This window comes from Sphingobacterium sp. IITKGP-BTPF85 (assembly GCF_001006065.1).
In the GTDB taxonomy this organism is placed as follows: Bacteria; Bacteroidota; Bacteroidia; order Sphingobacteriales; family Sphingobacteriaceae; genus Sphingobacterium; species Sphingobacterium anhuiense.
The window spans coordinates 1-1,444 of sequence record NZ_ASZT02000300.1 but is presented as its reverse complement, the minus strand read 5'-3'; the positions used below and the strand labels follow the sequence as shown (position 1 = coordinate 1,444).

General features: G+C 41.8%; 1 protein-coding gene. It reads left to right on the top strand.

The window, feature by feature from the left end:
* The first annotated feature begins 620 nt into the window (after nucleotides 1-620).
* Nucleotides 621-1,379: a hypothetical protein gene (locus L950_RS25295; protein ID WP_021191459.1), complete on the top strand. Its 759-nt coding sequence runs from the start codon at nucleotides 621-623 to the stop codon at nucleotides 1,377-1,379.
* Nucleotides 1,380-1,444: the final 65 nt, after the last annotated feature.

The following is a 1,444-nucleotide window of genomic DNA, read 5'->3' as shown; positions in this document are numbered from 1 at the left end:
GGTGTGTTTTTCTGTACGTCCTAATATAACCGCCGCTTCTTTGGGGTATATGCATAAAACGATCGTTTATTTTCATTGTTATCCTGGTTTTTAGTAGGATGATCTTTTGATAATCAGATCATCTGGATTGTTCGTGATTTGTTACTCCCGCAGACAAGCATATCCTATCAAACCACCTGTTAAGCAGGTATAAAGCATAAATCAAGCACGCATAAAGCTTATTTTGCTATGTACAGTATGCGCATAGGCTAAGTGCGTGTTAAGTGCGTTGTAAGTGCATGAAACATACTGTTTTTACACTGTATCTATGCTCTATCTACGCTTTATATACGCTTATGCCATGCTTTATCACTAGGTAACGTCCAAGTTTAAAGCATACTTTATTCCTTAAGCTTTGCAGATTAGGTTTGATTCCTCTCCAGAAAATGATGTTATTGGTTATTCATTTACTAAGATAAGTTTTTTCTATAAAAAATAGTTTTATTCTCATTTCGGTACATTTTCGTCAATTTATTACGCCAATTCAGTATCATTTTTCCGCATTTTTCTTCTTTTCCACGCTTTTGATCCCAGTGCTTTTGTACTGATGATCATCTTAGCAGTGTCAAAACAATAATGTCATGGCAAGAGTAGAAAGTTTAATCAAATTAAATGGAACGATCGGGGATCTTTCCTTTTACAAATCGAAAAGTGTGGGTTATCAGGCACGTATGAAAACCGGTGTATCGGGCGACCGTATTGCCAATGATCCAGCATTTGCACGTACCCGTGAGAACGGCAGTGAATTTGGCAGAGCCCAGCAGGAAGGTAAAAAGCTACGCGATCTGTTGCGCGATGTGCTGTTTGAAAATGCGGACAACAAATTTAGCTCCAGGCTGGCGAGCCGGATGTTAAAAGTTATCCAGATGGATCCGGTCAGTGTCCGCGGGGAGCGCGTTTTAGTACCGCAGAACATGGTATTGCTGAATGGTCTGGAATGTAATCAGCGGGCCAGTTTAAAAAACATCACCTTAAAACCGCTGACGGTATCCTTCGACAATTTTAGTGGTGAAGGTTTTTTAACATGCGAGCAATTGATTCCGAATCTGCATATCGCCAAGCTGAGCGGAGCAACGCATGTGCAGTACACGTTGGTACTGCAGGAGTTCTCTGGAGATGAAACAGATCAGCGTCCTGTGATCCAGCGGTCTGCTTATATCATGCTTGGTGAAATGCAGCCCATGGATCTGGATATTGCGGCGACTATTGTTCATGATCCTGATAAAAGTGTGATGGTACTGGTGGGAACAGGGTATTATCAGCTTGTGAACGGTGCTTATTATCCATTGGCAAATGGGCAGTACAATGCGCTGACCATTCATCAGGTCGTGATACCGTAATCGAGTGCTTTTGTGCCTCTTTCGCCGGCACATGGCGACAAACTTTGTCTTGACACAAAGTTTGA

Bases quoted from the DNA above. Each gene is read 5' to 3' on its own strand.
- L950_RS25295 (WP_021191459.1), top strand. From the start codon at position 621: ATGGCAAGAGTAGAAAGTTTAATCAAATTAAATGGAACGATCGGGGAT.